The organism is Acinetobacter lactucae, assembly GCF_001605885.1.
In the GTDB taxonomy this organism is placed as follows: Bacteria; Pseudomonadota; Gammaproteobacteria; order Pseudomonadales; family Moraxellaceae; genus Acinetobacter; species Acinetobacter lactucae.
Genome location: NZ_LRPE01000017.1, coordinates 1 through 25147, shown reverse-complemented (window position 1 = coordinate 25147; position 25147 = coordinate 1). Strand labels below are relative to the sequence as shown.

General features: G+C 36.5%; 28 protein-coding genes. 9 read left to right on the top strand and 19 right to left on the bottom strand.

Annotated features, from left to right (window positions below; genetic code table 11):
* Window positions 1–212: 212 nt before the first annotated feature.
* From AWW73_RS08975 to AWW73_RS08950, 6 genes are all read right to left on the bottom strand, one after another.
* Window positions 213–428, bottom strand: a complete 216-nt coding sequence (locus tag AWW73_RS08975) for a hypothetical protein (protein WP_031948546.1) — start codon at window positions 426–428, stop codon at window positions 213–215.
* 185 nt (window positions 429–613) lie between these two features.
* Window positions 614–1078 (bottom strand): MarR family winged helix-turn-helix transcriptional regulator, encoded by a 465-nt coding sequence (locus tag AWW73_RS08970; RefSeq protein ID WP_031948545.1) that lies wholly within the window; start codon window positions 1076–1078, stop codon window positions 614–616.
* A gap of 843 nt (window positions 1079–1921) precedes the next feature.
* Entirely contained in the window at window positions 1922–3640 is a 1719-nt protein-coding gene (locus AWW73_RS08965; protein ID WP_062849450.1) for a fructose-specific PTS transporter subunit EIIC, read from the bottom strand.
* A complete protein-coding gene (pfkB, locus tag AWW73_RS08960; protein WP_062849449.1) occupies window positions 3627–4574 on the bottom strand; it encodes a 1-phosphofructokinase in 948 nt (315 codons plus the stop codon). The genes AWW73_RS08965 and pfkB overlap by 14 nt, the downstream gene beginning before the upstream one ends.
* A 15-nt stretch (window positions 4575–4589) precedes the next feature.
* Window positions 4590–7442, bottom strand: coding sequence for a phosphoenolpyruvate--protein phosphotransferase (gene ptsP / locus AWW73_RS08955; RefSeq protein ID WP_062849448.1), 2853 nt, complete (start codon window positions 7440–7442; stop codon window positions 4590–4592).
* Between the two features lie 322 nt (window positions 7443–7764).
* On the bottom strand, window positions 7765–8625 hold the full coding sequence (locus AWW73_RS08950) for an alpha/beta hydrolase family protein (protein ID WP_062849447.1): 861 nt from the start codon (window positions 8623–8625) through the stop codon (window positions 7765–7767).
* A gap of 141 nt (window positions 8626–8766) precedes the next feature.
* On the opposite strand from AWW73_RS08950, the gene AWW73_RS08945 reads away from it, so the two are divergent.
* Window positions 8767–9222 (top strand): hypothetical protein, encoded by a 456-nt coding sequence (locus tag AWW73_RS08945; RefSeq protein WP_062849446.1) that lies wholly within the window; start codon window positions 8767–8769, stop codon window positions 9220–9222.
* 30 nt (window positions 9223–9252) lie between these two features.
* Here the strand turns inward: AWW73_RS08945 and AWW73_RS08940 are convergent, their stop codons facing one another.
* From AWW73_RS08940 to brnQ, 3 genes are all read right to left on the bottom strand, one after another.
* Entirely contained in the window at window positions 9253–9507 is a 255-nt protein-coding gene (locus AWW73_RS08940; protein WP_005073940.1) for a hypothetical protein, read from the bottom strand.
* Between the two features lie 258 nt (window positions 9508–9765).
* Complete coding sequence (locus tag AWW73_RS08935; RefSeq protein WP_062849445.1) at window positions 9766–10185, bottom strand: GlcG/HbpS family heme-binding protein; 420 nt, start codon at window positions 10183–10185, stop codon at window positions 9766–9768.
* Between the two features lie 189 nt (window positions 10186–10374).
* Window positions 10375–11676 (bottom strand): branched-chain amino acid transport system II carrier protein, encoded by a 1302-nt coding sequence (brnQ, locus tag AWW73_RS08930; RefSeq protein WP_062849444.1) that lies wholly within the window; start codon window positions 11674–11676, stop codon window positions 10375–10377.
* Between the two features lie 352 nt (window positions 11677–12028).
* Between brnQ and map the strand changes: the two genes are divergently transcribed.
* Complete coding sequence (gene map, locus AWW73_RS08925) at window positions 12029–12823, top strand: type I methionyl aminopeptidase (protein WP_016145533.1); 795 nt, start codon at window positions 12029–12031, stop codon at window positions 12821–12823.
* Between the two features lie 51 nt (window positions 12824–12874).
* Here map and AWW73_RS08920 read toward each other — a convergent pair whose 3' ends face one another.
* A complete protein-coding gene (locus AWW73_RS08920; protein ID WP_016145532.1) occupies window positions 12875–13774 on the bottom strand; it encodes a LysR family transcriptional regulator in 900 nt (299 codons plus the stop codon).
* 243 nt (window positions 13775–14017) lie between these two features.
* Here AWW73_RS08920 and AWW73_RS08915 point away from each other — a divergent pair, with 243 nt between their 5' ends.
* Entirely contained in the window at window positions 14018–14341 is a 324-nt protein-coding gene (locus AWW73_RS08915) for a hypothetical protein (protein WP_062849443.1), read from the top strand.
* Between the two features lie 47 nt (window positions 14342–14388).
* Here the strand turns inward: AWW73_RS08915 and grxD are convergent, their stop codons facing one another.
* Complete coding sequence (grxD, locus tag AWW73_RS08910) at window positions 14389–14730, bottom strand: Grx4 family monothiol glutaredoxin (protein ID WP_016145530.1); 342 nt, start codon at window positions 14728–14730, stop codon at window positions 14389–14391.
* 227 nt (window positions 14731–14957) lie between these two features.
* Here grxD and AWW73_RS08905 point away from each other — a divergent pair, with 227 nt between their 5' ends.
* A complete protein-coding gene (locus tag AWW73_RS08905; protein ID WP_062849442.1) occupies window positions 14958–16166 on the top strand; it encodes an aspartate aminotransferase family protein in 1209 nt (402 codons plus the stop codon).
* Between the two features lie 55 nt (window positions 16167–16221).
* Here the strand turns inward: AWW73_RS08905 and AWW73_RS08900 are convergent, their stop codons facing one another.
* The 3 genes from AWW73_RS08900 to AWW73_RS08890 form a co-directional block, all read right to left on the bottom strand.
* Window positions 16222–16653 carry a CBS domain-containing protein gene (locus AWW73_RS08900; RefSeq protein ID WP_031948532.1) on the bottom strand — a complete coding sequence of 144 codons (432 nt, stop codon included), beginning with the start codon at window positions 16651–16653 and terminating at the stop codon, window positions 16222–16224.
* A 148-nt stretch (window positions 16654–16801) separates the two neighbouring features.
* Window positions 16802–17176 (bottom strand): DUF2750 domain-containing protein, encoded by a 375-nt coding sequence (locus AWW73_RS08895; protein ID WP_057105154.1) that lies wholly within the window; start codon window positions 17174–17176, stop codon window positions 16802–16804.
* 385 nt (window positions 17177–17561) lie between these two features.
* The gene (locus tag AWW73_RS08890) at window positions 17562–17795 is read right to left on the bottom strand and encodes an SEL1-like repeat protein (RefSeq protein ID WP_002121063.1); all 234 of its coding nucleotides are present in this window, start codon (window positions 17793–17795) and stop codon (window positions 17562–17564) included.
* A gap of 216 nt (window positions 17796–18011) precedes the next feature.
* Between AWW73_RS08890 and AWW73_RS08885 the strand changes: the two genes are divergently transcribed.
* The 5 genes from AWW73_RS08885 to AWW73_RS08865 all read left to right on the top strand — a co-directional run bounded on the left by AWW73_RS08885 (window position 18012) and on the right by AWW73_RS08865 (window position 21700).
* A complete protein-coding gene (locus tag AWW73_RS08885; protein ID WP_002120892.1) occupies window positions 18012–18371 on the top strand; it encodes a hypothetical protein in 360 nt (119 codons plus the stop codon).
* Between the two features lie 99 nt (window positions 18372–18470).
* Window positions 18471–18797 (top strand): hypothetical protein, encoded by a 327-nt coding sequence (locus tag AWW73_RS08880; protein WP_062849441.1) that lies wholly within the window; start codon window positions 18471–18473, stop codon window positions 18795–18797.
* Window positions 18798–18917: 120 nt separating this feature from the next.
* Entirely contained in the window at window positions 18918–20030 is a 1113-nt protein-coding gene (gene ftsY / locus AWW73_RS08875) for a signal recognition particle-docking protein FtsY (RefSeq protein ID WP_016145524.1), read from the top strand.
* A gap of 190 nt (window positions 20031–20220) precedes the next feature.
* Window positions 20221–20817: a nitroreductase family protein gene (locus tag AWW73_RS08870; protein ID WP_031948528.1), complete on the top strand. Its 597-nt coding sequence runs from the start codon at window positions 20221–20223 to the stop codon at window positions 20815–20817.
* A gap of 220 nt (window positions 20818–21037) precedes the next feature.
* A complete protein-coding gene (locus AWW73_RS08865) occupies window positions 21038–21700 on the top strand; it encodes a YccT family protein (RefSeq protein WP_062849440.1) in 663 nt (220 codons plus the stop codon).
* A 64-nt stretch (window positions 21701–21764) separates the two neighbouring features.
* Here the strand turns inward: AWW73_RS08865 and AWW73_RS08860 are convergent, their stop codons facing one another.
* From AWW73_RS08860 to cydP, 5 genes are read right to left on the bottom strand one after another with little or no spacing between them, the layout of a single operon-like run.
* Complete coding sequence (locus AWW73_RS08860) at window positions 21765–22064, bottom strand: cyd operon YbgE family protein (protein WP_081409566.1); 300 nt, start codon at window positions 22062–22064, stop codon at window positions 21765–21767.
* The gene (cydX, locus tag AWW73_RS08855; RefSeq protein ID WP_000270276.1) at window positions 22065–22166 is read right to left on the bottom strand and encodes a cytochrome bd-I oxidase subunit CydX; all 102 of its coding nucleotides are present in this window, start codon (window positions 22164–22166) and stop codon (window positions 22065–22067) included.
* Between the two features lie 10 nt (window positions 22167–22176).
* Window positions 22177–23322: a cytochrome d ubiquinol oxidase subunit II gene (gene cydB, locus AWW73_RS08850; RefSeq protein ID WP_039762155.1), complete on the bottom strand. Its 1146-nt coding sequence runs from the start codon at window positions 23320–23322 to the stop codon at window positions 22177–22179.
* A complete protein-coding gene (locus tag AWW73_RS08845; RefSeq protein WP_062849439.1) occupies window positions 23319–24905 on the bottom strand; it encodes a cytochrome ubiquinol oxidase subunit I in 1587 nt (528 codons plus the stop codon). The genes cydB and AWW73_RS08845 overlap by 4 nt, the downstream gene beginning before the upstream one ends.
* Window positions 24905–25099 carry a cytochrome oxidase putative small subunit CydP gene (gene cydP, locus AWW73_RS08840; RefSeq protein ID WP_005073962.1) on the bottom strand — a complete coding sequence of 65 codons (195 nt, stop codon included), beginning with the start codon at window positions 25097–25099 and terminating at the stop codon, window positions 24905–24907. Before cydP ends, AWW73_RS08845 begins: the two co-directional genes overlap by 1 nt.
* Window positions 25100–25147 lie beyond the last annotated feature (48 nt).

Below are 25147 nucleotides of genomic sequence, written 5' to 3'. Positions count from 1 at the left end.
GAATAAATACAATAATCTCTATTAAATTTACAAAAGTAACATAAAGTAATGACTTACATTATCGTAAAATTCTCTTTGTCAAAAAGGATATATATTTCCTTTTTGTGCATTTTATAGCCTACATTTTCCCCAAGATGTAGGTTTTTTTTATGCATAATTTTTAGTTTTTATAAACTCTCACAATAAAAATAAAAAAAAGCCAAAATGGCTTTTTATACAGTTTCTGCTTTATTCAACTCTTGTTGAATGTACAGATTCATATAGTACTGTTCGATATAATCATCAGCATAATTGTTTGCCAAAGTTTTTGTTGCCACTTGCTCATGTTTTAAATAGCAGTTTGATTCAAGATCTTTTTCGAGTACCCACCATTTACGGTTAATACGACGCACCTGAAACTTGTCACTTTTGTATTTTCTTTTAGCCATTTTCCGAAATTTGCTATTCAATTATTGAAAGAGAATTTCTACTGGAGTTAAGAGCTCAAGTCAACAGATGGAAGGTTAATTGATTATTTTATGTTGGCAGTTATGACCTAACCTTTAAAGCTAAAATAATTAAGCTCTCGTAAAGAGAGCTTAATTACTACTTATAAAAAAGTTTTTATTTGATTTTAACGAGAAAGGTTTTTTAAAAGTAATTTTAGACTTTCCATCATTTTTTCTAGCTGTAAAGGAGTGATTCCTTCAAAGGACTGCTCAAGTACTACACTGGTTAGGTCATTGATCTTGTTGATCATTTCAATACCTTTATCTGTGAGTACTACACGGGTAATTCGACCATCAGTCTGGCAAGAATATGTTTCAACTAAACCTTCATCTTTTAAACGATAAACGATTTTTGTGGTGGTCGACATTTTTGAAATAATCATATCTGAAAGTTCAGAAACACTTGCATGGGGCTTGCTGCTTAAAGCCAACATGATGCGTCGACGTGAGTTATCTAAGCCATATTTTTTTAAAGCATTATCAATGTTTTGTACATATTGAGCATGTACTTGAGTAATCCAATAATATGGAAAATCTTCAAGAGTAAAAGATTCTGTTGTAGGTAAAAAACGCGCATACTTCTTTGTCATTGACTTTTCCCCATACCTTGGTGGATCGCATTTCTGGTGAACTATCTTTAATAGTTGAAAAATATAGTTTCATCAAGCAATTTATAGCAGGACTTTACTTGATGAGCAAAAGTTATATAGCTTCATTTAACAATGACATGTTTTAACAGCTATTATCTTTATGGAGCACAACTATAACTTTGCATAAACTTAAAATATTCTTCATCTATCATCAAAGATTATTAGAGTTTAATACTGCTTAACAAAGCAGTATCTAAAGTTCTTTGAGCAGATATGTAAGATTGCATTTAAGATTGCTTGATCGTTAATTGAACGATATTGCTTGCAAGGGCATCGTAGAAAAAAAATTATGATTTGAACGTGGCATTGAACGAGAAAGTTTTTGTCTCTAAAGTCATAATTATGAAAAATCAATATATTTAAATAATAAATAAATATACATATCAATAGCTTGTGTTGTTTTGGTGTTGGTGAAATTTACCATACATTTAACATGAAACATCTCTTATTTAGTAAAATAAAAGTATTTATTTAATTAACTAATTGATTCTTATTGAAAAAACAAGAGGTTGCTCCAAGACTGTAAGCTTGTGAAATGGAGTTGTTTTTTTCTATAAATTATATTTTTTATAAATTTTACTTCAAATGTATCTGCTAAATCGCAAAAAGAGCCAACTCTAACCGTAATGCTCGTAGAAGAAGTACCAGCACAAATTATGGCGAGAGCTATTCAGATTAAATGATCCAAACTTTAGAAAATTAATTATTAAATGGTTTTTAATTTTTATTTGAGAAAGGATATTTAATTAAAAAAAAGGGAGAATTTATATTCTCCCTTTTTAATTATGAAATAGCGACAGGTTTTTCTTCTAACTTTTTCTTAACAATCGCATAGCTTATACCTGTAACGATACTACCCGCAGCAATTGCAGCAAGATATAACCAAGCATGATTAATTGCATTAGGAATTAAAAGAACAAATACACCGCCGTGAGGTGTAACCAACTCGCAATGGAAGAGGGCAACAAGTGCTCCAGTCACAGCTCCACCTAAAATACATGTCGGGATTACACGCATTGGATCCTTAGCTGCAAAGGGAATAGCACCTTCAGAAATAAAACATAAACCTAATACGAAAGCAGCTTTTCCGGCATCTTTCTCTCCCGTACTAAATTTATTTTTAGCGATGAAAGTTGCAATAGCCATACCAATTGCAGGGACCATGCCGCCTGCCATTGTGGCTGCCATAGGCATATAAGTATTTGTTGTCAGTAATCCGACAGTAAAAGCGTAGGCTGCTTTGTTGATTGGACCACCCAAATCAATACACATCATGCTTGCTAATATAATTCCCATTAACACAGCATTTGTTGTACCCATGTTATTTAAGAAGTCTTTCATTAGCTCAAAAACATGTGCTACAGGTTGCCCAACCACATAGAACATAATAAGGCCAACAAATAACGTACCTAATAGAGGGATAATTAAAATCGGTTTAAGGGCCTCTAAACTTGTAGGAAGCTTGAGTTTTTTTGCAATAAAAAGTGCGATATAACCTGCTAGGAAACCTGAAACAATACCACCTAAAAAACCTGCTTGTAGCTGAGACGCGAGTAAGCCTCCAATTAAACCAGGTGCAAGGCCAGGACGATCAGCAATCGAGTAGGCAATATAACCAGATAACATTGGAACCATAAGCATAAATGCTGCGGCACCAATTTGTTTTAATATAGCTGGTAAGCTACCCGCTTGCTCAGCTGCATTGAGACCAAAGCATAAAGAAAGAGCGATTAAAAGACCTCCAGCAACTACCATAGGCAGCATAAAAGAAACACCAGTTAAGAGATGTTTATATATGCCAACTTTTTCAGTTTTATCTTTGTTTTCTGCAGATGTTTGTTGCTTACCTTGTTCTAAAACTTGTGCATTGCTGATTGCCTCAGCAAAGGCTTTATCTGTTTGCTTTAGTGCAAAACTTGTACTACATCGATAAACACGTTTACCTACAAAACGGTCTGTATTAACTTCAATGTCAGTCGCAAGAATCACAATGTCCGCTTCAGCAATAGCTTGAGCTGATAAAATATTTTTTGCACCAACGGAACCTTGTGTTTCTACCTCAATGTCATAACCGAGTTTTTCTGCGCCTTGCTGTAAAGCTTCAGCGGCCATAAAAGTATGTGCAACACCAGTAGGACATGCAGTGATTGCTACAAACTTTTTAGCAGTAGTTGCCGCCACGTTGTTATCATTTTGCCAGTCATGGGCAAACTTAAAATTGTCTAATGCTGTTTGCAACGCTGTGTGAGCATCATTTTTGATCTCTTCAATGCTAATGAAAGCTAAAGAATGTGTACCAAAAATATGAAGATCTTTCGGCCGTTGTCCAATCACGATGACTTGATCAAAGCTTTCATTCGGATCGAATTCGTTGATCGTGGTAATGCTATTTTGATAACCCTGTTGGGAAGCGACTTGTGCAAGTTTGCGAGCTAAAATCAAAGCATTGACTTGCTGTTGCGGACTATTAATAACAAATAATAAACGTTTAGCAGTTGGCATCAGATTCACTCAATGAATTGATTGTAGTTTGGGCTTTTAATTGGTTTAGCTTTTCAGTATTAGGAATACGAAAGCCTATTTGTGTTACAGCGTGGCTCGCAATAGCCGTGGCTGTTTTTAATGTTTCTTCGGCAGAAAAACCATTTATTAAACCATGAATCATAGCTGCTAAAAGAGAGTCACCCGCACCAACGGTACTTTTAACTATCACTTTAGGGGCTGTAGCATGAAGTGGGTGAGTGTCGTGTAACCAGTTTACACCGTCTTCACCCATTGAAATAACGACATGCTCAATTTTAGCTAACTTTTCAAAAAGCTTTTTTTGTTCAGCATAAGTTGTAGTAGGGAGCTGATAACTTTCTACTAACTCATCTGTATTTGGTTTAATCATCCATGGTTGGCATTCAATGGCGGCAACCAAAGCTTTACCGCTAGTATCAAGTGCAACTTTTTTCCCGTGGTCTTGAATGAGTTTAATAAGTTGTTGTAATTCATCAACACTAAAACCTTGTGGGAGACTTCCAGCAATAGCGACCACATCGATCTGAGGCAATATCATTTCGATTTTTTGGAAGAGGTTTTTTTTATCTAGTTCAGAAACTAAGAAACCTTTTCCATTTAAATCAGTCATCCGTCCGGAATCTTCAGCAATTTTTATATTTTGACGAGTTTCACCTTCAACATAAATAAATTCAGGTTGAAATTGAGCTTTTTTAAAATGCTCATCAAAAATCTGTTTGTTAGTTGTTCCTAAAAAGCCAGAAACAATAACCTCATGCTCCAAATCTTTTAAAACTTGTGCAATATTTAAGCCTTTGCCTGCTGCATGTATTTCTACAGATTCTTGACGATTCACTTGACCTATCTGTAACTCATTGAGTTGTATAGTCACATCAATTGCAGGATTTAAAGTAATTGTTAAAACTTTAGCCATTACCATTCCTAATCTTTACATTTCTTGTTCGGATAACTGACGTACAGCAGGGGCGCTATCACATTCTAGTGCACGCTTTGCAAGCAACTGAGCTTTGCTGTACTTGAGTGTACGAATTTGAGCTTTAACCAAAGGAATACTATTCGGCGACATACTAAGCTCATCTACACCTAAACCTACAAGAATTGGTACAGCTTTTGGATCAGCAGCAAGTTCACCGCATATACCCACCCATTTGCCATGTTTGTGTGCAGCTTTTACAGTTTGATCAATCAATTGCAAAATACTTGGGTGTAGTCCATCTGCTTCAGCCGAGAGAATAGGGTGTCCACGGTCAATGGCTAAAGTATATTGAGTTAAGTCATTTGTTCCTATACTAAAGAAGTCCACTTCTTGAGCGAGGATAGGCGCAAGCAAAGCAGCAGAAGGTACTTCTATCATAATACCGACTTGTAAATTATCACATGGATGTTGAACCCGAACTTCATCAAGAATGGCTTTCGCTGCACGCCATTCTTCTACACGGCCAATCATTGGAAACATGATTCGTAAAGGGCGGTCATCCGCAGCTTTAAGCAATGCGATAAGTTGTTGACGCAACAGTTCTGGCTGTCTCAGCGTTAAACGAATACCTCTTAATCCTAAAAATGGATTTTCTTCTTCAGCAATTGGAAGGTAAGGGAGTGGTTTATCACCACCTACATCTAGAGTACGTACTACAAGTGGTCGACCTGCAAGAGCATCTAAGACAGTGCGATAATCTGCTTCTTGGGTAGCTTCACTTGGAGCGCTACTATGAGCCATAAAAACAAGCTCTGTTCTCAGTAGGCCAATTGCTTCGGCACCATATTCTACTGCATGGGCGGTTGCTTGAACTTTTCCGAGATTGGCAGCAATTTCAATTTGATGCTGATCTAGAGTAATCGCAGGCTCTTGGCTGTGTCGCTCTGCCTCTTCACGAATTTTCTTCTGAAGCTCACGTTCTTGTTTGGCATGTTCAATTTGCTGAGTGTTAGGATTTAAGATAAAGGCTCCTGTATCACCATTAATTAATAGAGAACTTTTTTGCTCAATATCTAGTACTTGATCACCAGCACCAACAATTGCGGGTATACCTAAAGCTCGAGCAACAATAGCACTATGTGCACTTGCACCACCTACAGCTGTCAAAATACCTGCAACTCGATCTTTATTAAGGCGGGCCACATCACTTGGTCCCACATCATACATAATTAAAATATAAGGTTCTTTAGGTTCTTCGATGATGACCTCACCACAAAGTTGAGCCAAAACGCGATCACCAATATCACGTAAATCTGTGGCACGCTCAGCCAGTAATCGATCTGGTAGAGCTGCTTGCTCTTTGGCTGCTGCTTCAATATGTTCATGCCAAGCAGCAGGAGCAGAAAGGTTTAAGTTAATTTTTTGATAAACACCATTAATAAGATCTGGATCGTCAAGCATTTCTAAATGTGCTTGGAAGATCTGCTTAATTTCAGCCACTTCAGATTTTGCAATAACTTGGTGAATGTTGTTTTTAACTGCATGAAGGGCAATATCAAGTTTTTCTTTTTCTACTTTGACGCTCAAACCCATACGTTCATATTGATAAACTTTGGGTTTAATGACATGTACAGGGCCAAAAGCTAGACCACTAGAAGCCGGAATACCTGTATTTGAACTAATTCTTTTTGAGGGAGCTTCAATTTTATTTGGTTGTTCTACTGTGATGTCTGAAGATTGAAGAGGTTCAACTTCTTCCCCTAAGCCTTGTTGTACTGCTTGAATAACTTTATCTAAACCTTCAACTGCATCCGTTTCTGGTTCGGCAATGAAACGTAGAGTTTGTCCACGTTTACATCCTAAAGCCAAGAGGCGCGTCAAACTTTTAGCGGAAACAAAATTTCCTTCATCTACTGCGACCTGAATATCACCTTGAAAACTTTTGGTTAAGTTCACTAAATGAGTGGCTGGTCGAGCATGTAATCCATGTGCATTAGCGAGTGCAACAGAACGATGAGGCCAATCTGGAATAACATCTGCACCAATGATTTTGGCAATTTCATTTGGCGCTTGTGTTTGATCTAATTGTGCAACTTGCTCTGGGTTAAACAGAATATCAATTAGCCGATTAAATCTCTGGCTATCTAATTGCTCATTGGCAGCGATACATACGAGTGTATTTAACTTTTTTCCACCAAGCTCTAATGCATGGCGAGGCTTTACGATACTGATTGCTGGTTGTTGTACGAATTTGGTACTTGAAATAGACCAGATTTGATCTTGTAGTTGAATAACTTGATCTGGATCAAGCGAACTTAGAAAACCACATTTTACAAAATTGTGTTTTTTTAGAATTTGAGATGCTGACCAAAACAAATCTTCAATATCTTGGGATTCAATTTCAGTTTGAATTAAATTTTCATGTAAATTTAAAGATAACGGCTGAGCTTGTAATATTTCAATAATTTGCTCAGGTTGTTTCGCATTTTTTACCTGTTCACTTACATCATGCATTAAAGCTCTGGTTAATATTTGTAGGACTTGTAAGTGTTCATCTGATTTTGCTGCAATAACAACAGCTAAATAAACTCTGTTTTCACCATCCCATATTATTCCTTCGGGGAAGTGAGCTAAACGGATACCTGTTTCTAAAATACATTCACGAGATTGAGGTGTGCCATGGGGAATAGCAATTCCTTGGCCCAAATACGTTGCACTTTGCTGTTCACGATTGATGAGTCCTGTAATATAGTCAGGTGTTACTAACCCATCTTTTACCAATATATCTACTAGACACTGTAATGCATGTGTTTTATCAACAGCATGTTGATTCATATGAATATGTCGAGGCTCTAGTGCTAGCATATTTATCCTTGAACAATATGTTTGGTTTTAGCTAAAACAGAAAAAAAGAAGCTGTTTGTATTAAAACAGGTTTATTTAACCGTTTTTAAACAACAGCTTCGTATAAATTACCATAGCAGAACTTTAAGGCTATATCGACGTATTTACGTAAAAAATGCTTGTTTTTAATACAAAGGATAATCCATTATTAATATTTTAAATTTTTATGATAACTGTAAAGATAATAAAGCAATTTTATAATAGAAATTGAAGACATATATTAAAAAAATACCTCTACACCGGATTACGGGTATAGAGGCAAAAGTAAAAAGATTAATTAAAATTAGTGTTGAATTTCTTGTTCCAAGAGTGACCACAACTTTTGATGTGATTTTTTAAACATTAACATGTGACCAATTGATTTATATCCATGTTTGATAGGGTTTAGTTCTAGCATTTTTGTGGGTGCATTAGGATAAAGTTTTAATAACTCTTCTACGTTACGCTTGGTTGCAATTTCATCGTCACTTGCCCAAATAGAAGTAATAGGGCAGATAATTTCATTATGAAAATCATGGTGGACTGTTTTACCAATTGCATTTTTCACATAGCCTGGACGACTACAAAACTCGCGCCATTGTTGAGCGACTTTTTTTGGTAAGTTTTCTCCCATTCCAATAAATTGTGTTGCTCCGTATCCTTTTAAGGCACTAGAGATTGGGAAGATAAAATTGAACATGACTGGCGCTAAAAACTTGGTTTTACCTTTGAGACCCCTTACATGGCCCGTAGAGCCTGCGACTGCAACAACTTTTGCGACTTTATGAAAATTAGGCACAATTCCTAGTAATTGCCCACCAGCACTATGGCCAAGAAGGGTAACTTGTTCTGCTTTAGTTTTTTCTAATAATGTATCAATTGCACAAGGAATATCGAGAATTCCCCAATCATTAATACTTGCAGTACTTTGCTTCAGAGACCCGTGTAAGGAGTCTCCAATTCCACGGAAGTCAAAGCTTAATACGTCATATCCTTGTTCGCTTAACCATGTAGCGAAAGAATGATAGAAGTTTTTAGTAATACCTGTGGCTGGGCAAATTAACACAGGAGTTGCTAGTTGTTTTGATTGTGCTGGATAAAAATGTGCAGCAAGTTGATAACCATCTTCGCAGGTCATCCAAAATGATTCAAAAGTGTTATCCATAATATTGCGTAATAGTTGGTTTGTTGATATCTGTAATTTACATGAGTTCTAAAATGATACTTGATTAAAATGTGACTATAAAGTCAATATTTATGTTATACAGCTCATTAAATTTGAATAAAACAAATAATTGGAAAAAAGATGGATTTACCGAAAGCAGTACAACTTGCAATTGTGTTTAGTGGCATATTTTTATGGGTAGGGATGTTAACTGGGGTATGGAAATATTGGCAAATACGCCGTTCAGAATTAAGTCGTGCGCATTATTATGTAGATATCGCTCATCGAAGTAGTTTGTTATATGCAGCTGCTAGTCTCATTCTAGCTGTATTAAGCTATTTTACTGTTTTAAATGAAAATATTGCTTTGTGGTGCGTGTTCGCAAATATTCTATTTTTTAGTTTTTCAATTCTGATTTATATCGTACATGGCTATTTACAGGACACGACAAATCAATTTAAACGTCCACATAAGTTGGGTCATTTTAGTTTGCCTTCATGGTTAATGTCTTTAATGATGATAGGTTTGATTGTGACTGAATTACTAGCTACAGCTATTTTAGTTATTGGAACAATTTTTTTATTTCTAGGTGTGTAAAATAAAAATGGATGATTGCTCATCCATTTTTTAAGTATTCAAATTTTGTTGACTAAGACGTCTTTTAGCTAGTTTTCGCATCTTATGGTCGACAAAGGCCCACACACAAAATATGAAAGAAACAACCATCGCATACATAAAGTATTCGGGTTTCAGATTTCCTTTAATCATACCTTGAAACAGTAAAGTCAGCATAAGAGCAAGCGGTGTTACTCCATAAACAACTGAATCTTTGCTGTTCAGAGTGTTAATGAAGACTTGTTTGTTGAAATGTAATGATAACATCTCCATCCCTCCTTGTGGTTGTGCTAAAACCGTATGTTTTAGTCAAGAATAAGTTTAATGTTGTACTTCTATTTTTAGTGCAATTCAATAGTGAATAGAAAATTTTTTGAGCAGTTTTATAAAAAACTCTATATTTATAAAAGGTTAAGGTATTAAAAAAGTAAATATTAAATATTTTTGTATAAAATACTTAATTTTTTAGAAAAGAGAAATATTTAAGTGAAAAGTGTAATAATTTCTCTTTTCTATAAGTTCAGTTTAGCTATTTTGTTTTTTTAAAAAGGTATCAATTGCATGTTGAGCAATTTCTGCATCTTCAAAAGATTGAACACCAGACACACCAATCGCCCCTAAAATTTGGCCGTCATAAAGAATTGGTTTTCCACCTTCAAGCATTCCTTGAGCACTAGGCATACTTAAAAAACCTAAGCGACCACTTTGCAGAAGTTCTTCATAGAATTTTGAAGGTCTACCTGATATTGAAGAGCATTTTGCTTTTTCTAAACATAAATGGGAGGATAAAGGTGAAGCACCATCTAAACGCTTCATCAACAGTAGAGAACTTGTTTCATCAACAATAGCGATACTGACTTTAAAGTTGTGTTCAATTGCATATTTTTGAGCTTCTTCCATTAAAAACTCTGCATCTGCTTGTGTTAGGTAATATTTACTTTTCATTGTTGCTCTTCTTTCCTAGTAAGTTAAAAATTATTTTAGTGTAATTTTACAGTAAAAAATGATTATATCTATAGTTGATTTGTCATTGAAAGTAGTGTGGAAATAAAATGCTGGTTGGGTAAACTCAGCATTTTATTCAATATATAAAATCATGTTTGGGTAAAACTCGATTTCAAAAGAGACACTAGATTAAATGTTTTTAAATTTAACTTTGTCGATAATTACGGTAATTGCTAGAACAACTAAAGATGGGATCAACCAAGCTAAGTTTTGTTCATTTAAAGGTAAATGTTGAAGAAATGCAGGTAAATAATCACCAAAACCAGCAACCTTAATGCCGTCAATAATACCGAAAATTAAAGCAATACTTGTTACTGAACCGACAATAAAAGAAGGTTTGTGCCAAAATTTCCAAAAGAAACTCAGCATAATCACAACAATTGCTGGTGGATAGATTGCACTTAAAACAGGTACTGATACAGCAATAAGTTTGGTTAATCCAAGATTAGAAATAATGAAAGAGAAACCAACTAAAATGAATACTAAAAGTTTGTAAGGCAATTTAGTTAACTGGGCAAAATACTCACCACAAGCACAAGTTAAGCCAATTGCTGTCACCATACATGCTAGAAAAATTAGGCCAGTTAAGAATAATGAACCCATATTGCCAAAAGCATGTTGAACATATGCATGTAAAATTACTGCACCATTTGCTGCATTTGGTGCAACTTCATGACTACCTACACCTAATTTGAATAAGCTTAAATAGACTAAAGTCAGGCCTGCACCAGAAATAAGACTGGCAATAACCGCATATTTGGTCACTAATTTTTTATCTGTAACACCACGCGAATAAATCGCTTGAATAATTACGATACCGAATACTAATGCGCCTAAAGTATCCATAGTGAGATAACCATTTACGAAACCTTCCGAAACAGGAGAGGCAACGTAATCGTTGATTGGAGCAGGGACATAACCCGCAGGGATCATCACTGCTGCAATGCCTAAAATTGCTAAAGCAATAATTTTTAGGGGAGCAAGCACATGTCCAACAGTATCCAACAACTTGTTTGGATAAAGTGAAACTACAGTTACAAATGAAAAATAAATTGCGCTGTAGATTAAAAGGCTACTACTTGATGTTCCAAAATAAGAAGAAAAACCAATTTCGTAAGAAACAGTAGCTGTACGTGGAGTAGCAAATAAAGGGCCTACTGATAAATAACAAACAACAGTTAAAATCAGACTTGCTACACGACCTAGAGGAGAGCTAATTATTTCAATGGAACCCTGCATACGAGAGAGTGCCATGATGGTAATTACAGGTAGACCAACTGCAGTAATCAAAAAGCCTATAGCGGCTAGCCATACATGATCACCGGCTTGTTGAGCGACAATGGGAGGAAAGATAATATTGCCAGCCCCAATAAAAAGGGCAAAGGTCATAAAACCTAAGGCAATAATATCTCCAGTACGAAGATGTTGCATAAATTAAAATGAATAAAAAAGAAGGAATTTTAGAGCAAAAGAAAGCATGATCAAGCGGTATTTTATGTGAAAAAGATTTTTTTCGGAGCGTAAAAAGCTTTAGTAGATATTAAAAATATCAACTGGTTAAGGTATCTATTTGAAAAACCATTGAAAGAAATTAGGAAATCATTTTTTGTGTCTGACTTTTTAAAGAAATTATGCAAAAATAAAAGTATAGATTTCTATTATGAATGTTGAATATTTGGGCATTTAACGCTTCCAGCCTATCCTATATCCGTTCTAAAATATTCTAAATTAACTTACATTTTTGTAGGCATTGCAAAAGCAGGGTCTACGAGGATAAAACTGAATGAGAGCTTCTACTGTTACAATAAAAACTGAGCAAGATCTGGAAAAATTAAGAGTTTCTGGTCGCTTGGCTGCGCAAGTTTTAGAAATGATAGGGGCATATATTAAACCAGGTGTATCTACTGAATATTTAGATAACTTGTGTAATGACTATATTGTAAATACTTTAAAAGTTATCCCTGCTAATGTGGGATATCATGGTTTTACGAAAACAATATGTACATCAGTAAATGAAGTTGTTTGTCATGGAATTCCATCCCCGAATAAAATTTTAAAAGATGGCGATATTATTAATATTGATGTTGCAATTATTAAAGATGGCTATTTTGGCGATACGAGCCGCATGTATTTTGTGGGTAATGTAAATCCACAAGCAAAGAAACTTGTTGAAACAACATATGAAGCGATGGTTGCTGGTATTCATACCGTCAAGCCAGGAGCTACATTAGGTGATATCGGTTACGCTATTCAGTCAGTTGCTCATCGAGAAGGGTATAGCATTGTTCGAGAGTATTGTGGACATGGGATTGGTAAGGTTTATCATGAACAACCTAATATTTTGCATTATGGACAGCGTGGCCAAGGTTTGGTTTTAAAGAAGGGAATGGTTTTTACCATTGAACCGATGATTAATGCAGGCAGACCGCAAGTGAAAGAGTTGAATGATGGATGGACCGTCATTACTCAAGATCTTTCATTATCAGCTCAATGGGAACATATGGTTGCAGTAACCGATACAGGTTTTGAACTATTAACGCCTTGGCCTGAAGGCGTTGGAAATTATCCCGCAATTTGAAGAATATAAAAAAAGTTCGATGATTATCGAACTTTTTTGTTTTAATTCATTTTAATGCTCAGAAAGATGTTCTACTAAATAGTCAATAAATACACGAACAGCAGGTAGCAACCCTCGGCGTGATGGATATACGGCATGTAATATACCGTGAGGAGCTTTCCATTCCGGTAATATTTGTATAAGTTGACCTGATTTTAGAAAATCTTCTGCTGCACTTTCTGGTAATAATGCGATACCACAGTTTTGACTCGCCAATTGTGCCAACATATGGATGTTTGTACCCATTACGATAGGACTAACTTTGATTTTCTTTTGCTGATTATCTGGCCCATGCAAAAGGAATTGCTGATCAAGATGCTCTTCAGATAAGCTTAAAATGCGATGTTCACTCAGCTGCTCAGGCGTTTTTATATCACCAAACTCATTTAAGTAGGCCTGACTTGCGAATAGGCTTTGCTCTATAAGAGCAAATTGTCGAAGAACTAGACTTGGGTCATCATCTAGTTTTGAGCGAACTCGTAAAGCAAGATCAATCCCTTCATTGATAACATCTACTCGACGATTGCTGACCATAAGTTGCAAACGAATTTCTGGATATTTTTTTAGGAAAGCAGGCAGAATTTTAGGAAGTTGATTTTGAGCAATATCAACAGGCACACTAACCTTCACAACGCCTCTAGGTTGAATGCTTAGATGATCAACCAAATCATGAGCGGCTTGTGCGGCATTCATCATGACTTGGGCATGTCTATAAATATCCATTCCAATATCTGTAACAGCAAAATGACGAGAGCTGCGTTGAATCAGGCGCACTCCTAAGTTTTCTTCTAGACTATATACGCGACGACTTAGTTTTGATTTTGGTATATCCGTTACACGCTCAGCAGCACTAAAGCCTCCGTGCTCAACGACGAGAGCGAAACAATAAAAATCATCAAGATCTGTGAGCATTAAAATATCCTATTTCTGCAACACCCATGATTTTACATTATTATTTTTGCAACGATCATTCTTAAAATAAATTTTTTGTAATTAAAACATAGACTAACTGTTTAGTTGGAAATAATAATTTGAAATTATATTGTAATTACGATGTAATTTTAATGTATGTTTTTTTGGGTAAGTGTTCTTGCCTTTTATAGAACTTTCAATTAATTTCTTTTACACTACAATTTTCTCTAATTCTCCACTCTAATGCATTATCAATTAATTGAACTTAACGATGCTTCTGCGAATATTGAATGTCCTTTGTGCAAACACGCGATAATTAATTGGGCACAAGAACAATATCTTCAGCCATGTGAACATACTTTATTTATTGCTATGGATTTAGGATTCGAATTTATTGCTGATCGATTTGAAGAATGTATGAATCAGAATGTAGATGAGTTACACGAAGATCCGAATATGAATGTATTTGAAGCTTTAACGACAAGCGATTATGAAAATCTAACTATTTTGAAGTCTGATTTAGGCGTAGAAAATTTATTTCGCTATGTGGGGATAAGTGATCGTTAGAATTGAGAGTATAAAAAAGCCAATCGATTGATTGGCTTTTTTATTATTTACGCTTCTGGAGCTGCGCTGTATTGTTCAACTAATGGTTTTAATTCGCCATTTTGGAACATTTCAAGCATGATATCGCTACCGCCAATAAGTTCGCCGTTTACCCAAAGTTGCGGGAATGTAGGCCAGTTCGCAATTTTCGGTAAGATTGCACGAATATCAGGGTTTTCCAAAATATTTACATATGCAAATGGACGACCAATTTGACTGAGCGCCTCTACAGCACGTGCAGAGAAACCACATTGTGGAAACTGTGGAGTGCCTTTCATGTAAAGTAAAACGGGATGCTTCGCAATTTGATCGCGGATTAACGCTTCAGTATCACGTGCTTGTTCAGTCATAAAGAGATCCTCAACTAATCTAGCAGCATTATAGGGCGTGTTCACATCGCTTTGCAAACCACCTGATTACTTAAAGTTGCATTGAATATTCAATATTTTATTGTATAAACCGAAGTCATAGCAAAAAGAGGACGAAATTTTAGATAAATGCGTGATGAGACTTTTCATCAGAGCTAGTTTTTGCTTATATAAACCCTTCTTAAATCCTCATACAGACAGAGTTCGTCATGACTGATATTACCCTAGCTCCAATACAACCTGATCAACCATCACACTTAATGGCTACTTATGGTCGCCAAGCGATCAGTTTTGTACGAGGCCGAGGGGCATATCTATATACCGAAGATGGCACAGAGTATCTAGATGCTTTAACGGGTATCGCCGTATGTGGTTTAGGTCATGCACATCCAGTCATTGCAGAAGCAATTGCTGAACAAGCTGCAACACTTGTACATACGAGTAACTTATTTGAGATTCCTTGGCAAACGGCTGCTGCTCAGAAGCTTGCTGAAGTTTCAGGAATGGAAGAGATCTTCTTTTCAAACAGTGGCGCTGAGTCAAATGAAGGAGCAATTAAAATTGCTCGTAAATTTGGTACTCAACAAGGTGTAACTTCACCAAAGATTATTGTGGCAGAGCAATCATTTCATGGTCGTACTTTAGCAACACTTTCAGCCACTGGTAATAAGAAAGTACAAGATGGTTTTGCTCCTTTAACCAATGATTTTATTCGTGTGCCATTTGGTGATGTAGAAGCAATTCAAGAAGCTGCTTTGCAGCATCCCGATATTGTTGCGATTTTAATTGAACCTATTCAAGGTGAGGGTGGTATTAATACAGCGCCTCAAGGCTTTAGCTATCTTGAAGAAGTCCGCAACATATGTAATCAACATAACTGGCTCATGATGCTAGATGAAATCCAAACTGGTAATGGTCGTACCGGTAAGTATTTTGCTTATCAGCACACCAACATTGTGCCGGATGTTCTTACGACTGCGAAAGGCCTTGGTAATGGCTTTCCAGTAGGTGCTGTAATGACACAAGGTAAAGCTGTAGGTTTATTAGGACCTGGTAGCCATGGCTCTACTTACGGTGGAACTGTGTTAGGTTCTCGTGTGGTTTATACAGTAATTGATACAATCCAAAAAGAAAATGCTGTAGAAAATGCGGCAGTCGTTGGTGGTTATATTGTTGATCAGTTACGTGCTCAATTGGCAGATAAAAATGTACAAGTACGTGGCTTTGGGATGATGATTGGTATTCAATTGCCTAAAGACTGTGGTGAGCTCGTTGCAATTGCTCGTGATCAACATAAACTGATTATTAATGTTACAGCTGGTTCTGTAGTACGTTTATTACCACCAATTAACATGACTCAGGCACAGGCTGATGACTTACTAGAGCGTTTAATTGCTTTAATTAATAATTATCTTTAAGTTTTTAAATCAATAAAAAATGGGCATATAAATGCCCATTTTTTGTGTGAAAGAATTAACCAGAAATGTACTGTTTTAATTGTTCAATGAGGTTTTTCTGATCTTCCATTGCCGCTTTTACTAAGTCACCAATAGAGATAAATCCAACTAATTTTTCATTGTCTAATACTGGTAAGTGACGTAAGTGACGGTCTGTCATAAGTTGCAAACATTCTTCAACCGTATTATTTAGGCTTACCGTAAGTACTTTGGATGTCATAATTTCAGCAACTGTGGTGCTATATGATGAACGTTCCATGAGCGTTACTTTTCGTGTGTAGTCACGTTCAGATAAGATTCCGACAACTTTTTCACCTTCAGCTACGACGAGTGCACCAATTCCTTTATCAGCCATGATCTTAATTGCTTCAAGGACAGTGGCTTCTGGAGAAATTGTAAAAATATTTTGCTCTAATTTGTTCTTGATTACTTGTGCAACAATTGTCATTTCTTCTGTCCTGTGTTTTATCATTTTGATTTAAAGTAGCTCGATTTTATAAAAATGCAAAGACTGAATAGTCATTCAAATACAAGTTTTGTATTCAAGCGTTCAAAAAGCATTCTATATTGATCAATAGCTACCAAAAGAAAAAACCTTATGCTCCTTGCCAATGTGGATGTTTAAAAAAGAAATGCTGCATTTGCTGAGTAGATAGCTTTAATTTTCTATGTGATGAATTAAACAAAGCAGGAGTGACGTTAAGTCGAGTTAAGGTTGGTAACAAAGACTCATGGAAATCTTTAGGGGTAATTCTTCTTGGTTTATAATGCGGCCAATGTTCTTTTGCATAGCGATGTGCTTGTAAACCATTAAGCCAAAAAGGAAAAATAAAATCTTCCTGATCTGATTTAATAGCCCATCCTTGATGAAATAAACCCCAAAGAACGCCGCAGTACATCATAGTTCTTAAAATATAAATCTTAATCATCAAGTCTTTTGAAACCGGTTGTAGATTACTTAAACTTTTCATTGTGAATATAAAGGTTCCTAACTTATCTTGCTTATTATAGAAAAATCAGATGACATTTCAGTTTAAACAGGTATCAAATCGTAAACAAATATTCCAGCTATGAAATTATATTCCTCTACTTAAAGTGTCTAAATTTTTAAATTAATTAATAACTTTAGGTAATTACAGGCAAAAAAAAACGCCACCTGAGCAAGACAAAGCGACTAAAGCTTTGGCGAAGCGCAAGACAAACGAAGTGCGTAGTAAATTATATTTATAGAATGTTTTTACGGGCATAAAAAACGCCGCCTGAACCATGACTGAAGTGGAGAAATTAAGGCTTTAGATAAATTGATAACTTTGGGTTTTTACAGGCATAAAAAAACGCCACCTAAGTGACGTTTTTTTATGCTTGCATTGTGGCTAACTTTTGCCAGTATTGTGCTTTAAGTGAGTCACGTTCGACACGGAAACCTTGATAATACAATTCTGCTAAAAACAAAGCAGCTTTACCATGCCCAGCGCGAGCAACTTCTTCTAACTGTGCAACTGCATCCTGAAAATTCATTTGAGAATGAATTGTGTTTACTGCAGTTGCGTATACATGTTCTAAATCATGATGAGAGATACGTTGAATCATAGAAAACTCCTTATTGTAATTATGATTACTTTTTCTAAAGGCCTCTGCCTTTAAATTAATTTAACTTAGTAATGTTAAACTAATATTACAAATTAATGGATTTGTCAACTATTGGTGCAAACCACTTTATTCACTATTAGGATACATGATTAAACATTATTCACAAATAATTTTGAGTAAAATCAATATGAGAATAAAAGACAAGGAGAATAAAATATGACAAATACAATCGACGGCTTTGTTTTTGATACTCCACCTAGAGAGGAACAAATCATTGAACTAGCCCATTATCATCGCAAACTATTAGATGAAGCGATCTTCCATCAAGAGATCCATTTAGGGGACTATTGTCTTGCTCAGCGCAAAAGAGTATTTGACTTTGCTCGGCACTTGGAACCTGCACAAAAAAACTGGTTTTATCAAGTCTATGATGGCGAACTGAGAAAAATTGCTGATGAAGACGAGTTGCATCCAGCGGATGCAGAAGAAGGACTAAGTATTTTTGCCATGTTTTTAGTCTTGGTGATTATTGCTGCAATTTTATACTTTTCTGTCATTCGTTCACTAATAAGCTAAGTATTATTATCCAGTAAGGTACGATTCTTGGCCTTACTGGATGTTTGATCTTGTGCTTATGAGTATTGAACCCTACACTACACTAATTCGAGGTAGGTCATGCTCATATTCAAACAAAATTTCCTTAAATTAAAGTCTGAGTTAAAAGTTGATCAATGTTTTAACCTATTTGTGGTTATTGTCATTGGTTGTATTTTTGTGCTGTCATATTTAGCATTACTTCGGCCTATTAGTCCGAATCAATATCAACGAATTGTACAACTCTCTCATCAGGCAACTTATCCTAGAACTCAAGATATGGCTGAGTTGCTTATAGCTCAATCAGAAATTCATAGAGCAGAGTATTTAAAATTAATGCATGCATATCAATTTGAAGGTGCTCATATTAGACAATATCCAGCACTAGCTCAGGAAGATACTCAGTAAACTAGTGAAATAGCCTAAATCTTGGTTTCCAAAGCTTTTTGAGCAGTATTGTGGCAGGAAAAATTTTGAATTTATGCTAAACTTTATCTTTTTAAACACGCTGCTTTTCAAGGAATCCGCATGGAGCAACAATCGAATATGCAAAATAAATTCTTGATAGATGCTGAGATCGGTGATGACGATGTCACATTACCTAATTTACCTGCTATCGATGTTCCCATCGTTGAATCTCCTGTTAAAACACAAGAAAGTATTGAAGCAGCCAAAGTTGAATTAGCTTCTACAGAAACAGCGGCTGAACAACCAAAAACTGGTTTCTTTGGCCGAATGAAAGAGGGTTTAACCAAAACTCGTCGTAATTTCGCTGATGGTATGGTCAATATCTTGATTGGCGGAAAGGAAATTGACGACGAATTATTGGAAGAAGTCGAAGAGCAATTACTCGTTGCAGATATTGGCGTTGAAGCAACAAAAACCATTATTACCAATTTAACGGAGCGTACAGCTCGTGGGGATTTGATCTATTCCCATTCTTTATATAAAGCGTTACAAGAAGAGCTGGTTGCTTTGTTGGCCCCACGTGTAAAACCTTTGCATATTGACCCTAATAAATCTCCTTATGTGATTTTGATGGTTGGGGTAAATGGAGTGGGTAAAACTACAACTATTGGTAAGTTGGCGAAACGTTTACAAGGTGAAGGTAAAAAGGTGATGTTGGCGGCTGGTGATACATTCCGTGCCGCAGCAACTGAACAATTACAGATCTGGGGTGAACGTAACGATATCTCAGTGGTAGCCCAAGGTCACGGAGCTGATAGTGCTTCTGTTATTTTTGATGCTTTTGAAAGTGCGCGTGCTAAAGGAATTGACGTATTAATCGCAGATACGGCAGGTCGTTTACATAATAAGAGCAATTTAATGGAAGAGCTCAAAAAAGTTAAACGTGTTATGCAAAAAATCGATGCAACTGCGCCTCATGAAATTATGTTGGTGGTAGATGCCGGTACAGGACAAAACGCGATTAACCAAGTGCAAGAGTTTGATCAAGCTGTAGGTTTAACGGGCATTACCATTACGAAGTTGGATGGAACAGCGAAAGGTGGCGTATTGTTTAATATCGCAAGCCGTACCCATGTGCCAATTCGTTTTATTGGTGTTGGTGAAAAAATTGATGATTTAAGACCATTCTCGGCTAAGTCATTTGTTGCTGCACTGTTTGAAACTGATAAGTAGTAAGTAGGTTTTTTAACCTTAAAAGCTTCACTAAATCGTGAAGCTTTTTTATATCTATATCTTTTTTATTGTTGCGAAAATAAAACGAACTGTCATATTTTTAATGCTGATTATAAAAAATGACTTTAATACACTGTATTCATTCCCAAACAACGACCCTTGGTCAAATCAATAGGTAGGAAATAACAAAATGTCTACTTTCTTAGATAAAATTAAAAACCGTCGTACAATTTATGCAATTGGTAAAAACGTTGCATTAGATCGCACAAAAATTGAAGAAACTATCCGTGAAGCTGTTAAACATAGTCCTTCAGCTTTTAACTCACAATCTTCACGAGTAGTGACACTATACGGTGAATCTCATGCTAAATTCTGGAATTTAGTTCGTGAAGCATTGCGTAAAATTGTTCCTGCAGATGCTTTTGCCGGTACAAATGCAAAAATTGATAGCTTTGTAGCTGGTGTTGGTACGGTTTTATTTTATGAAGACCAAGCTGTTGTTAAAAGCTTACAAGAGCAATTCGAATTATATGCAGACAATTTCCCAGTATGGTCTGAACACTCAAGTGCAATTGCTCAATTTGCAACTTGGACTGCGCTTTCAGAGCTTGGTTTAGGTGCATCTTTACAGCACTATAACCCAATTGTTGATGCAGACGCAGCTGAAGCATTTGATGTTCCTGCAACTTGGAAATTACGTGCTCAATTAGTATTTGGTTCGGTTGAAGCACCAGCAGGTGAAAAAGCATTTATTAATGATGCTGATCGTTTCAAAACTTTCAATTAATTTAATTGAAGTTAAAAAGAGCACCTATTTTAGGTGCTCTTTTTATGTTTTTGGAATTAATAGGAGGAATACATAAAGCGAAAATTTATGAAATTCAAATGTATATTTCAAAATAATAAATCAATAAATTAGTCGATAACTGCATTGTCATAAAATAGTCACAATCATATTGCATATTGCTCATGATTTAATAGCTTATCAAACACAGAGAAAGAGACAGATGACTTTAAGATTAGGTGTTGCTGCAATTGGTTTATTACTCAGCGGTTCGGTATTTTCAGCAGTTACAATTACAGCACCAGAGGAAATTGTAATCCTTGCGGTGAATGGTCAGGAAGTCAACTCTGGGTTATTTCGTTCATCTAAAAATAATTATAAAGTCGATGCTGGTGAAACAAGCTTAAGTGTGCGCTACCAAGAATACTTTGAACATTTAAGTGGGGAGCATGACATTGTTAAATCTGGAGTAGTCACAATTCAAACTCCAGCACTCAAGGATGGGCAAACTTATAAGCTCGCAATGGTAGATGCACCAAAGCAATTTGAACAAGCTAAGAAATATGCTGAGCAACCAACTGTGGCTTTGTACAGCGCAAATAATGAATTAATCGTACAACAAACTGGTGCAAACAATGAGGCAAAACCATGGTTTGCAACAGGCTTGCTAGGTAAAGTTACTGACTTTACGACTAAATCATCTAAATCGCAGCCTGAGGCAGTGTATGCCTCTGCCAAACCTACTTCTGCTCAGGTAGCTCCAACATCTATGCCAATAACAGGTGTAGCCCAAACGAATGATCAACGTTTAGTAGAAACATGGCAGAAAGCTTCTAAAGCTGAGCGTCAAAAATTTATGGCATGGTTAGCTGAACAATCGAATTAATTTAATATGAGTACCTATTAAATTAATCGAAATGAAAAAAGACCTCAGATGAGGTCTTTTAAATCTAGGTTAGGAACCAGATGTAATAGCCTAAAAACATGAGAGGCCAAGCCACCCATGGGCTAAATAGCCATTTCCATAACCAGAAGTTGGGTACGAAACCCACTCCGTAAATAAAGCCACCAGAAATACCAATCATCACCAGCATAAGCTGGCTATGATTGTAGTGTCCATTAGCATCAAGCATGAGTGAAGGGTAAACCAACAAAATTGCAGCAAGAGGCAATGCCAACAGAAAAGAAAGGGCCATTGCAAATGCTTGTGCTTTTCGATGATTTGATGCTGTCATTGCTTTTGCCATCATTTATTCCTCATCTAGATTTTGATGATGTTCGATATACAGCGCACTAAGTACACCTGCAAAACATGCCATCAAAATGCCTAGAATCCATGCGAAATACCACATAGTCTTCTCCTTAATACAAGCTATGCGAGTTTGACTCGATATGTTTGTTAGTGATGACTCCCCACATTTTGTAATAAGACCAGCTGGTATAGATCAAAATAAGAGGAACAAAGATGCAGGCAGCAACCGTCATAACGCCTAAAGTAAGGTGACTTGATACAGCATCCCACATTGTCAAACTAGAATTAGGATTGATACTAGATGGAAGTAGGAATGGGAATAGGGCAAAACCGGCAGTTAAAATTGCTCCTACAATCATTAAACTTGTACCAGTAAAACTTAAGCCCGCTTTTGCTTTTGAAGATGCAAAAATTGCAATGATCGCGCCTAATATGGCAAGAACAGGGGCAACTTTAGTCACTGGATAGGTGCTGTAATTGTTCATCCAACCCGGATTGCTATTGGTAATCACTTCTTTAGCTAAAGGGTTAAGCGCAGCATTTGGGTCTATAGCAACAGCATAGCTATAACCTGGAACTTGCCCGAAATACAGCCATGCTCCAATTACAAGGAAACAAATTAAAAATATAATCGCCATAATTTGAGTGGCTTTGGCAGAGCGCTGTTTTAAAGCTTCATCAGTACGGAGCATGAGCCATGCACCGCCATGTGCACAAAGCATAGATAGACTTACCACACCGCAAACTAGAGCAAAGGGGTTAAGAAGGGCAAAAAAGCTGCCTGTATATTCAGAGCGTAATGTACTATCTAAACTGAAAGGAATACCTAAAAACAAATTACCGAAGGCCACACCAAACACAAGCGCTGGAACAGCACCACCGATGCATAGCCCCCAGTCCCAAGAATTACGCCATTTGGTATTTTCAAGTTTAGAGCGATAATCGAAACCTACGGGTCTTAGGAAAAGTGCAAATAGAACTAACAAGAGTGCCCAGTACATTCCTGAGAAAGCGACTGAGTAAACCATTGGCCATGCAGCAAATAGTGCACCACCTGCAGTAATAAACCAGACCTGATTACCATCCCAGTGTGGGGCAATCGTATTGATTGCGGCACGGCGTTCGCTATCAGTTTTTCCAACGAAAGGCATGAGAGCCATAGAACCCATATCAAAGCCATCAGTAAGAGCGAAGCCTATTAGCAATACGCCAACTAACACCCACCAAATGATTTTTAATAATTCATATTCAATCATGATAAGGCCTCCCCATTAACAGCCGCTTTCGGTTCTTGCTTTTCAAAATGATATTTGCCAGTGTGTAGAGAGCTTGGTCCTAAGCGAGCAAATTTGATCATTAAATACATTTCAATAATCAAAAGAGCGGTATAGAACGCTGCTAGCGCAATAATCGAACCCCATACGTCACCAGTACTTAAACTAGAAGTAGAGAGATGGGTTGGTAAAATCTCACCAATAGACCATGGTTGACGACCACCTTCAGCTACATACCAACCAGTTTGTGCAGCAATCCAAGGAAGCGGAAGAGCAAACAATGCATATTTCAGTAGCCAAGGTTTATTTTCAGCATTTCTTTTTGCTACAGCCCAAGTCGCTAAAACGAAAAGTAAGAGCATTAAGAAACCTGAGGCAACCATTGCACGGAAAGAGAAAAATAGCGCTGTAACATTTGGAACAGTATCTTTTACAGCTGCTTTAATATTTTGCTCGCTTGCATCAACTACATTTGGTGCATATTTCTTAAGAAGAAGGCCATAACCTAAATCTTTTTGATTTTTTTCAAAAGAGGCTAATAACTCTGGTGAACGAACACCTGCACGTAATTTTTCAAGTTCAGCATAGGCAAGCATACCGTTGCGAATACGAACTTCGTGTTGTTGCATGAGATCTTTAAGGCCAGTAACTTCTTTGGTTGTTGAACGAGTTGCAATTAAACCTAATGCATATGGAATTTTAACTGCGTAATCTGTCCGCATTTCTTCATGGTTTGGTACGCCAAACAAGGTAAACGGAGCAGGAGCAGGGTGAGTATCCCATTCGGCTTCGATCGCAGCGAGTTTAGTTTTTTGAACATCACCGAGCTCATAACCAGATTCATCACCTAACAAAATCACTGAAAGTGTAGATGCAAGACCGAAAATGGCAGCAATTGCAAATGAACGACGTGCGAAAGGAAGATCACGTTTCTTAAGTAAATAATAGCTTGAGATGGCAAGTACAAAAATTGCACCAGTTACATAACCCGCAGAAACGGTATGTACGAATTTCACCTGAGCTACAGGGTTAAAGATAAGCGCTCCGAAATCAACTAATTCCATACGCATTGTTTCAAAGTTAAATACAGCACCTACAGGGTTTTGCATCCAACCATTCGCCACTAAAATCCAAAGCGCTGACATGTTAGACCCAAGAGCGACTAACCATGTTACGCCTAGATGCTGAACCTTACTTAAACGGTCCCATCCGAAGAAGAATAAACCAATAAATGTAGACTCAAGAAAGAATGCCATAAGGCCTTCAATTGCTAATGGAGCACCAAAAATATCACCTACATAGTGTGAGTAATAAGCCCAGTTTGTTCCAAATTGGAACTCCATTGTTAAGCCAGTTGTTACCCCTAAAGCAAAGTTAATACCAAATAATTTTCCCCAAAATTTAGTCATATCCTTGTAAATTTCTTTACCAGAAATGACATAAGTGGTTTCCATGATGGCAAGGATAAATGCCAAGCCTAGAGTTAAAGGGACGAAAAGAAAGTGATACATTGCGGTCATCGCAAATTGAAACCGCGAAAGATCAACCACGCTTTCAGAAATCATCAACGTGTCTCCTTAATGTGGGAAATGTTATCGCCAGCAATATGCTCGGCGACCTGATTGTCAAAATTTTTGGGGATGGTGGGAGCATCAAACCAAATATGTTTGATCGTTAAGAGGAGCACTATTTTTATTATTAGAATAATAGTGATTTCTTTAACTAAACGACCATTAAGATTTTTAAAATTAAGGCTCATAAATTAAACCTCATTTGATATTAAATTTATTATTAATCAAAATATAAT

Bases quoted from the DNA above. Each gene is read 5' to 3' on its own strand.
- AWW73_RS08915 (WP_062849443.1), top strand. From the start codon at position 14,018: ATGCATTATCAATTAATTGAACTTAACGATGCTTCTGCGAATATTGAA.
- cydX (WP_000270276.1), bottom strand. From the start codon at position 22,166: ATGTGGTATTTCGCATGGATTCTAGGCATTTTGATGGCATGTTTTGCA.
- AWW73_RS08905 (WP_062849442.1), top strand. From the start codon at position 14,958: ATGACTGATATTACCCTAGCTCCAATACAACCTGATCAACCATCACAC.
- ftsY (WP_016145524.1), top strand. From the start codon at position 18,918: ATGGAGCAACAATCGAATATGCAAAATAAATTCTTGATAGATGCTGAG.
- AWW73_RS08885 (WP_002120892.1), top strand. From the start codon at position 18,012: ATGACAAATACAATCGACGGCTTTGTTTTTGATACTCCACCTAGAGAG.
- AWW73_RS08870 (WP_031948528.1), top strand. From the start codon at position 20,221: ATGTCTACTTTCTTAGATAAAATTAAAAACCGTCGTACAATTTATGCA.
- AWW73_RS08865 (WP_062849440.1), top strand. From the start codon at position 21,038: ATGACTTTAAGATTAGGTGTTGCTGCAATTGGTTTATTACTCAGCGGT.
- grxD (WP_016145530.1), bottom strand. From the start codon at position 14,730: ATGACTGAACAAGCACGTGATACTGAAGCGTTAATCCGCGATCAAATT.
- AWW73_RS08950 (WP_062849447.1), bottom strand. From the start codon at position 8,625: ATGGATAACACTTTTGAATCATTTTGGATGACCTGCGAAGATGGTTAT.
- AWW73_RS08920 (WP_016145532.1), bottom strand. From the start codon at position 13,774: ATGCTCACAGATCTTGATGATTTTTATTGTTTCGCTCTCGTCGTTGAG.
- brnQ (WP_062849444.1), bottom strand. From the start codon at position 11,676: ATGCAACATCTTCGTACTGGAGATATTATTGCCTTAGGTTTTATGACC.
- AWW73_RS08880 (WP_062849441.1), top strand. From the start codon at position 18,471: ATGCTCATATTCAAACAAAATTTCCTTAAATTAAAGTCTGAGTTAAAA.
- cydP (WP_005073962.1), bottom strand. From the start codon at position 25,099: ATGAGCCTTAATTTTAAAAATCTTAATGGTCGTTTAGTTAAAGAAATC.
- AWW73_RS08975 (WP_031948546.1), bottom strand. From the start codon at position 428: ATGGCTAAAAGAAAATACAAAAGTGACAAGTTTCAGGTGCGTCGTATT.
- AWW73_RS08860 (WP_081409566.1), bottom strand. From the start codon at position 22,064: ATGATGGCAAAAGCAATGACAGCATCAAATCATCGAAAAGCACAAGCA.
- AWW73_RS08890 (WP_002121063.1), bottom strand. From the start codon at position 17,795: ATGATTCAACGTATCTCTCATCATGATTTAGAACATGTATACGCAACT.
- ptsP (WP_062849448.1), bottom strand. From the start codon at position 7,442: ATGCTAGCACTAGAGCCTCGACATATTCATATGAATCAACATGCTGTT.
- AWW73_RS08970 (WP_031948545.1), bottom strand. From the start codon at position 1,078: ATGACAAAGAAGTATGCGCGTTTTTTACCTACAACAGAATCTTTTACT.
- AWW73_RS08965 (WP_062849450.1), bottom strand. From the start codon at position 3,640: ATGCCAACTGCTAAACGTTTATTATTTGTTATTAATAGTCCGCAACAG.
- AWW73_RS08940 (WP_005073940.1), bottom strand. From the start codon at position 9,507: ATGTTATCATTACATTTCAACAAACAAGTCTTCATTAACACTCTGAAC.
- map (WP_016145533.1), top strand. From the start codon at position 12,029: ATGAGAGCTTCTACTGTTACAATAAAAACTGAGCAAGATCTGGAAAAA.
- cydB (WP_039762155.1), bottom strand. From the start codon at position 23,322: ATGATTGAATATGAATTATTAAAAATCATTTGGTGGGTGTTAGTTGGC.
- pfkB (WP_062849449.1), bottom strand. From the start codon at position 4,574: ATGGCTAAAGTTTTAACAATTACTTTAAATCCTGCAATTGATGTGACT.
- AWW73_RS08935 (WP_062849445.1), bottom strand. From the start codon at position 10,185: ATGAAAAGTAAATATTACCTAACACAAGCAGATGCAGAGTTTTTAATG.
- AWW73_RS08945 (WP_062849446.1), top strand. From the start codon at position 8,767: ATGGATTTACCGAAAGCAGTACAACTTGCAATTGTGTTTAGTGGCATA.
- AWW73_RS08900 (WP_031948532.1), bottom strand. From the start codon at position 16,653: ATGACAATTGTTGCACAAGTAATCAAGAACAAATTAGAGCAAAATATT.
- AWW73_RS08895 (WP_057105154.1), bottom strand. From the start codon at position 17,176: ATGAAAAGTTTAAGTAATCTACAACCGGTTTCAAAAGACTTGATGATT.
- AWW73_RS08845 (WP_062849439.1), bottom strand. From the start codon at position 24,905: ATGATTTCTGAAAGCGTGGTTGATCTTTCGCGGTTTCAATTTGCGATG.